This is a genomic window from Labilibaculum sp., assembly GCF_041595635.1.
Lineage (GTDB): Bacteria > Bacteroidota > Bacteroidia > Bacteroidales > Marinifilaceae > Labilibaculum.
In genome coordinates this window covers 1-7,345 of the sequence record NZ_JBFHJW010000104.1, presented here as the reverse complement: position 1 = coordinate 7,345, position 7,345 = coordinate 1, and the positions used below count along the sequence as shown (strand labels likewise).

The following is a 7,345-nucleotide window of genomic DNA, read 5'->3' as shown; positions in this document are numbered from 1 at the left end:
GTCACCTCAAAAATTTCACTTATTTTTTTTTCATTCCATTCAGGAAAATCATTACCCTTTTCATCCTTAAACCTAAGCTCTTGATTAAAGATTTTCTGCATTATTCCTTTTTTAAGCAACTTATAATCCTCAATGATTTTGCTTTGAGTGTTAATTCGCTCATCAATAGACGTAAGAAAAGTGGCTATTTTTATTTGTTCAGGGATAGTTGGTAGTTTTACTTTTAATGATTTTAAATCAGACATATCAAGCTTACCTGCACCTATACCAGTTCCTGTAACAAGGTGTTTAATTCTTTGTTCAGAATGAAAAAACCAATAGAGGATGTATTTTGCATTTCCCTTCTTATCATCAATCAGAATAGATTTTACATCCTGATTAAATGCAACGTCTTTAGTTGTTATTCCTACTGGAATTCTATTGAATAGCATACTACCTCTAACCAAAAGTAGAAGAGTATTTTTCTTTGCTAATTTCGAACCTGATTTTAAGCCTTCTTCTGTAATTTTTAAATTAGAATTGGAATATTCAACTCCGTGCATACTTGATGCGCTTATCCAAGGAATAGTTCCATTCCAAAATGAAGCATTTTCTTTTGAAGGTGTGCCTCCTGATGCCCAAGTTGAGATTTCTTCAAGTTTTTTAAGACTTAATTCTCTAACAAACTCTGGAAATCTCAAATTTGGAACATTAAGGTTTTTTTTACTATTCATGTTCGTTGAGTTTATTAAGTGAGTTATCGGCAAGTAATATCTGCATTTGACTAACAGCTATCTGGTTCAATTTGGTTAATCGCTCGGATTGAGAAACACCTTCGTTTATAAAAACAGCATTAATGTTTTCAAGATTAGACAGGCATACCAACTGGGAAATATTAACATGGTCGCGTATATTTCCTTTTTTATCAGGGTTTTCATCACGCCATTGTTTTGCTGTTTTGGTAAATAGTGCCATATTTAGAACATCGGCCTCGTTAGCGTACACATGGCTAATTTGGCGTGGAGTAAGATTCTTTGGGATTAAATTTTCTTTTATGGCATCGGTATGTATTCGATAGTTTATTTTTGTTAATTGTCGTTTTACATTCCATTCCAATTCATTGGTTTCCGCTTCTTTTAATCGCTGAAACTCTTTAACTACGTAAAGTTCAAATTCAACAGATATCCAACTGGCAAATTTAAAAGCGATGTCTTTGTGGGCATAGGTGCCACCATATCTCCCCGATTTTACAATAAAACCTTTGGCATTAGTCGTTTCTGTCCATTTTTTAGCAGATAAGGTAAAAGCATTTAGTCCGGCTTGTTTTTTAAACCCCTCGAATTCGAGGGGTTTAAAATCGGGATTGTATAATGACTCCCAAATCCCTAAAAATTCGATGGTATTTCTATTTCGCATCCAATTTGAAATCACTGCGCTTGGCTCATCCGATTTATGTTTTGCAATATCAGTTAAAGAGATAAAATCTTGTTCTTTCATGTTAAAAACAGTAATTTCTTGTCCCTTAACTTCTATTTTTTTATTTGTTTTGCTCATTTCTCTTTTTTTACTGGTCACAATCTGTTGCCGATTCTACTCGAGATTGCAAATTGCGCCCCGTTTATTTGCTTGCTAAGAAAAAGTCAATCCTAATTCCTGAAAATAGCCATTAATTTCAACATCCAATTCAGCGCGTTTGGCCTCTAAGGTCTTAATTTCCAGCATTACTGCATTAATATCCACAGGCTCTTCTTCTTCAAAAGTATCTACGTAACGCGGTATATTCAGATTATAATCGTTTTCGGCAATTTCGTCTAAGGTGGCAAGGTAAGCATACTTATCTTCAGCTTTTCTGTTTCGATAAGTATTTATAATTTTCTCTACATCGCTATCTCTTAATTCGTTTTGGTTGCCTACTTTAATAAAGTTATCGCTACCACTGGCATCAATAAATACCACATTATCGTCCACCTCACGACACTTTTTAAAAACCAATATACAAGTAGGAATGGATGTTCCGTAGAAAATATTGGCAGGCAAACCAATTACTGCATCCAAATAATTTCTATCTTCAATTAAATACCTGCGAATTACACCTTCGGCAGCACCTCGAAACAAAACCCCATGCGGTAATACGGTTGCCATTGTGCCGTTATCGGCTAACTGATGCACCATGTGGGTTACAAAAGCATAGTCGGCTTTGGTTTTAGGAGCTAATCTCCCGTATTGACTGAAGCGTTCGTCGGTGCTATTTAATGGGTTGGCATCGCTTTTCCAATGAGCTGAAAATGGAGGATTTGCCACTACGGCTTCGAATCGTTTATCGAGGTGTTGTGGGTTTTCCAAGGTGTCCTCTTGCTGTATGTCGAATTCACGAAAATGCACGTCGTGCAAAATCATATTCATACGTGCCAAATTGTAGGTGGTACGATTGAGTTCTTGTCCGTAAAACTCGCTCACATCATCTACCTGTCTGGCAACACGCAAAAGCAATGATCCCGATCCACATGTTGGGTCGTAAACCGATTTTAGTTTTGTTTTACCGGTGGTTACAATTTTTGCTAATATTTTAGAAACCTGTTGAGGCGTATAAAATTCTCCAGCTGATTTTCCTGCACCTGCAGCAAATTTTGATATCAAATATTCGTAAGCATCACCCAACACATCAGATTCTAGATCCTCTAATTTGAAATCTATTTTATCGAGATGATTTAAAATTTTTACAATCACTTCGTTTCTTGCACCAACTGTTCTACCTATTTTGGTAGAGGTTAAATCCAAGTCTTCGAACAAAGCTGTAAATTCTTCTTCCGATTCTGTACCCATTGTACTTTGCTCAATGTGGGTCATTACTGCTTGCAAATCTTCAATGATGTAATTGCTTTCGCTCTCGGTATCGGCATTTCCTTTTTTAGCAATTTCAGAAAACAACTCTTGAGGAAGTAAAAAGTAACCCAATTTCAAAAGGGATTCCTCTTTTATTGCATCTAAAGTCTCTGTGTCAACAACTTTTTTATAGTCGGTAATCTTCTCGCCTACCAATAATCCGTTAGCGTATAAATATTGCTTCTCACTCAAATACTTATAAAAGATAAAACCAAGAATGTAATCCCTGTAATCATCTGCACTTATCTTTCCTCTTAAGAGATTCGCTATTCCCCAAAGCTGGGCTTCTAGTTGTTTTTTTTGATCTTCGGACATATATATGGTAATTTTTTTATTGAAAAATATGGGGTTAAAGGTAGGGAAAAAGGAGACTCGTTATAATCCAAGATTCAATTGTTTTTCTCTAATATCTTGCTTCAATTCTAACTGCTCAAATACCCAACCTCCTGAGGAATGATGGCACTGGCTAAAACATAAACTATTAGCCCAACGACTATTACTCATTCTCTTATAACCTTTACAATATTTATCAAATAATATTCTAGTAGGATATCCTATTTTTTTGTGTAAATCTTTTGTAGCAAAGCCTAAGTTACTGCGAAAAGCTCCAATCATTAAATCTACCAATTGTAGCAACTGACAATCTTCATAAGATTGAGCACCTTCTTTTTCATGATTGCTTTTTCTATCATCAATTATATTTTTCACATTAGATATTGAACAATAACTCCTTAATCCATGCAAACGACTAACAATACGATTTCTATCAAGTAATCTATTATAATGTTCATGTCCATCAAAATGTAAGCCGGTAATAATTATTGTATCAGAATGATTGCCTAAGAAATGCAAGCCTCCTTTCAATCCAAAACGAAAAGTTGTTTCAACAATTGATCCAAAATCTGGATAATTTTCTAAAACTGTTTTGTTATCTCTTTCACGAAAGAGAATAAATTTTGCACCTATATTTGGATATAAAGTCTCATATTCTTTAGATCCTTTGTCATTTCTAAATAAATCTATAGGATAAGGTTTCCCTTTATTGTTAGAAATTAAGCTAGCAACACCAACATTAATAAAGCCAGAAGCGCAACGCGTAATTTTACTCCGTTCATTCTTTACTTTTTTAATTCCTAGTTCGGACTGATAATTTGTATTTTTCCTAACAGTATTTAATAAATTTATTAATTCTGCTTTTTTAGAATTAGGAACTAACAATATTCCATGCCAAAAGCCATCCACTTTTGATTCGTCATGATATAAAGTATAATCCATAAATATTATAGGTTAGTTACTTTCTTTTCAATTCATCCAAAGTCTTCCCTTTTTTATCTTTCCATTCTGTCCAGCCATTGGCATTACGAGCTAAGACTTGAGCTGCAGCAGAACTTGGAGAACTAAATATTTCATCCTCTTGAAAAATGTAAACCCCTTCATTTTCAATTATTATTTTTCGTTCAATCAAACTCGATCGAAGATTTCTAATTGTTTTATTACAACCAGGAGCCAGTTCTTTATTGGCTACAGATCCTTTAAAAACAACAAAACCATCCTCTTTGTACTCCCCTTCGGCATGAGCTTCTTTGCCTTTACAGTAGAGAATCTCTTTTGATTTTTCCTCTTTGGCGATGATATCAAATATTGGAAAGCCAAGAGTTGATAGGAGTATTTTAATGGTATCGAAATTGTCTAGCAAATCGGCTTCCATGGTTTCGGGTACCTTAAATTTGCGTGGATTGACTGAATTCTCTAGGACGTAGCGATTTGCTTCTGTAGCTTTGGTAATTGCCAACTCCTCTAAATATTCGACATGAGTTTGGGTAAAGCTTTCGGTTTTTGAAATGATGAGAACCGCATAGTTCCAGAAGTCTTTTTTCTGATCGTGGGTTTTAATTCGCTCTAAACAATTACGAGATTGCCCAATGTAAACCATTGACTTCGAGTCTTCCCCATTTTTTCCAAATAGGAAGTAAACACCTGGCCGACTCACTTCCTCTCTTTTTGAAGCTTCGTTCATCTTGGAGCGAGGAATGAAAATGGCCTGTTCGATATTAGAGGTTATCTCGGCTAATTTTATTCCACGTGGAGATCCATCAGTTAGGAAGACCTGGATCGTTTTTCCTCTCATTCTGCTGTTTGTTTCTAGGTTTTACATTTTGGGATGATCAAATTTAAGTAAAATTGAACAAAAGAAATGTGATTTATCAATAAAGTTATTCAATCATAATTCAGACCAAAAAAAAGAACATATAACCTAAGTAATATGTTCTTTACATCTTTTCTGTATCTATTTCTAAAAGTTTATCGTAGTATCCTCTTGAATAATTTCAGCCACATTAATTGTAGGTAATAAAAACTGATTGAAACTTGTATTTTCTGTTTTTGTATGCAAGATACCACGTGCAGTTCCAATTGTTAGAACAGTCATGTGGCGAATAAAACCTTTGGGTGCTGTTAAAGATTTTTTTTCATCATCAAGCATTTCTTCCCAAGCGTCATCTTTAATATTAAAATGACAGCCAGCCTCAATAATTAAAAAGGCTTTATCGTTACACTTAAAAATAAAAGTTGTAAATACCGCAATCATTTTGTTATCGACATCAGCACCAAAACCTAGTTTTGTTTCTAAACTGATGTCTCCACCATCACAATATGCATCTTCGATAATAGCAAACTGCTCCGTTGTAACTTTATTTAGAGCAAATCCTATTTTTTGTGGTTTCTTATCCATGTGTTCCTGTTAACTTATATGATGATTCACAATCTGCAACCAACATCTCTTTTGGACCATACTTTAATTTACCTGACCAAACCGATTTGGTTTTATATTTTTTTATTCCCGTCATATCCGTTTTTGTATACGAATGTTCGGTACGTAAATGAGATGAAGGTATTTCCATCAAAGAAATTCCTAATACATTTTCGATTTTACTAATTGTTTCGATGGTCAAGTTTTCTTTTCCTTTCACCACTTTATTAATGTATTGAGGTGTAACGCCCATTTCTAAAGCCAATTTTCTTTGACTCATTCCATTAACAGGCTTCTGCTTGCGTATTTCTGATAATATACGAACAGCAATACCAGCTGATTTATCTAACCAAGCTTTATTTTTGCTACGATGCTTTGCTTTCTTCAACCAGCCAGATTTCTCTTTACTAGCTAGTTTTTTAAAGTTTTGTAATTTTTCTTTTGGTTCCATGCTTTAGGGTTTGATTGTTCCAATCATTTAGCACTAGTCAAGATTGATATGAATGCTTACAATTTGATGTTTATTACTAACATCAACTATTACTCATTAAGCATTTCTTTAAAGGAATCATCATCAAATACATCATTCTGTTCTAAAAATGTTTTGCATTTTTCAAGTTTTAAGAGCTCCTGGTTGGTATGGTCTCTATCTTTCATTTCTAATGTAAGCTTAATTGCACCACCTGTAACAAGATAAATATTTTTAGCAATTCTAATTGCATATAAACGCAGCCACCTTCGCCTTGTTTTCTGTTTAGATAATGAGATTGTATAAACTTCACTATTAATTAAGTTCCTAAATAAGGACTCTAACTGTATTGGGTTTTCTTCATAGGCTTCTAACAATGAATCGCTGAGTCTTTGTGCCTCTTTTCTGGTTTCTATAACAGCTTGTTCGATTGATACATCATAATAGCCAAGATCAGCCTTGTGTTCTTCGAAAAATTTAAAGAGATTCAGGATCATCCCATAAATCGAAGAGTCGTTCCAACTCATCTGTACACTCATCATGATATCTAATAGCGTATAAATTCTCCTCAAATATAGGAATGATTTCCATAAAATCAACTTACAGATTTATTTTTAACATTTATTTTTGATGAATGACATTAGTAATTAATCAAAGTCATTATTTGAAGATTTCGCATTCATAAATAAAATAAAAGAATTTAAAATTAATAAAACAGATCATAATTCAAGTATGATTTCTCAAAACATTTGGAATAAAAACAGCAAATTAAATTCATATTGAACCTCTATATTTCTTTCTCATAATCATTTCAGGTTTTTTTATTCCTATTAACACTTAGACCTACAGATACAAACCAACAACCTACACAACAAGCCTTTAACCACAAATACATGGGTGCACAAAAGATCTACTTTAATGAGCCTGAAAATATGAAAACAATTTATTTAGTGCTATGTATTCGCAAAAGAGAATTGGCATAATGCTGAAAGCTTTGGAGGATTTCTTCTTTGGATTGCTTTGAAGATTCTCTATTGGTATTTGCTTGAGATGAGGCGATGCTGCGGCGATATAGATTGAGATTTTCGTGGGGGATTTCGGGAGTGATTTTTTGGAGCCATTTTTGGATGTTTTGGCTGTGTGTATCCAATGATTTCACAAAGAGATGCATTTCTCTGCTGATTTGGGGAAGTTGGCTGAGAATGTCTTTAATGGCTTTTTGATTTTCCTCTTCCGTCTTGCCTTCTTTCAGAAATTTCAAGATG

General features: G+C 34.1%; 9 protein-coding genes. All 9 read right to left on the bottom strand.

Features of this window, described 5'->3' with window-relative positions:
- A partial coding sequence (locus tag ABYT26_RS17185) for a restriction endonuclease subunit S (protein ID WP_372756181.1) occupies positions 1–713 on the bottom strand: 713 nt, incomplete at its 3' end.
- On the bottom strand, positions 706–1,533 hold the full coding sequence (locus tag ABYT26_RS17180; RefSeq protein ID WP_372756179.1) for a KilA-N domain-containing protein: 828 nt from the start codon (positions 1,531–1,533) through the stop codon (positions 706–708). The genes ABYT26_RS17180 and ABYT26_RS17185, both read right to left, overlap by 8 nt.
- 75 nt (positions 1,534–1,608) lie before the next feature.
- Positions 1,609–3,177 (bottom strand): type I restriction-modification system subunit M, encoded by a 1,569-nt coding sequence (locus tag ABYT26_RS17175; protein WP_372756177.1) that lies wholly within the window; start codon positions 3,175–3,177, stop codon positions 1,609–1,611.
- A gap of 60 nt (positions 3,178–3,237) precedes the next feature.
- A complete protein-coding gene (locus ABYT26_RS17170) occupies positions 3,238–4,137 on the bottom strand; it encodes a hypothetical protein (protein ID WP_372756175.1) in 900 nt (299 codons plus the stop codon).
- Between the two features lie 16 nt (positions 4,138–4,153).
- Complete coding sequence (locus ABYT26_RS17165; RefSeq protein ID WP_372756173.1) at positions 4,154–4,990, bottom strand: GIY-YIG nuclease family protein; 837 nt, start codon at positions 4,988–4,990, stop codon at positions 4,154–4,156.
- A 165-nt stretch (positions 4,991–5,155) separates the two neighbouring features.
- On the bottom strand, positions 5,156–5,593 hold the full coding sequence (locus ABYT26_RS17160) for a hypothetical protein (protein ID WP_372756171.1): 438 nt from the start codon (positions 5,591–5,593) through the stop codon (positions 5,156–5,158).
- On the bottom strand, positions 5,586–6,062 hold the full coding sequence (locus ABYT26_RS17155; protein ID WP_372756169.1) for a helix-turn-helix domain-containing protein: 477 nt from the start codon (positions 6,060–6,062) through the stop codon (positions 5,586–5,588). The genes ABYT26_RS17160 and ABYT26_RS17155 overlap by 8 nt, the downstream gene beginning before the upstream one ends.
- A gap of 89 nt (positions 6,063–6,151) precedes the next feature.
- Positions 6,152–6,607 carry a hypothetical protein gene (locus ABYT26_RS17150; RefSeq protein WP_372756167.1) on the bottom strand — a complete coding sequence of 152 codons (456 nt, stop codon included), beginning with the start codon at positions 6,605–6,607 and terminating at the stop codon, positions 6,152–6,154.
- Positions 6,608–7,023: 416 nt separating this feature from the next.
- Positions 7,024–7,345: hypothetical protein (locus ABYT26_RS17145; protein WP_372756165.1), on the bottom strand; the 322-nt coding region annotated here is incomplete at its 5' end.

Coding starts and splice junctions, on each gene's coding strand:
- ABYT26_RS17180 (WP_372756179.1), bottom strand. CDS start 1,533: ATGAGCAAAACAAATAAAAAAATAGAAGTTAAGGGACAAGAAATTACT.
- ABYT26_RS17175 (WP_372756177.1), bottom strand. CDS start 3,177: ATGTCCGAAGATCAAAAAAAACAACTAGAAGCCCAGCTTTGGGGAATA.
- ABYT26_RS17170 (WP_372756175.1), bottom strand. CDS start 4,137: ATGGATTATACTTTATATCATGACGAATCAAAAGTGGATGGCTTTTGG.
- ABYT26_RS17165 (WP_372756173.1), bottom strand. CDS start 4,990: ATGAGAGGAAAAACGATCCAGGTCTTCCTAACTGATGGATCTCCACGT.
- ABYT26_RS17160 (WP_372756171.1), bottom strand. CDS start 5,593: ATGGATAAGAAACCACAAAAAATAGGATTTGCTCTAAATAAAGTTACA.
- ABYT26_RS17155 (WP_372756169.1), bottom strand. CDS start 6,062: ATGGAACCAAAAGAAAAATTACAAAACTTTAAAAAACTAGCTAGTAAA.
- ABYT26_RS17150 (WP_372756167.1), bottom strand. CDS start 6,607: ATGAGTTGGAACGACTCTTCGATTTATGGGATGATCCTGAATCTCTTT.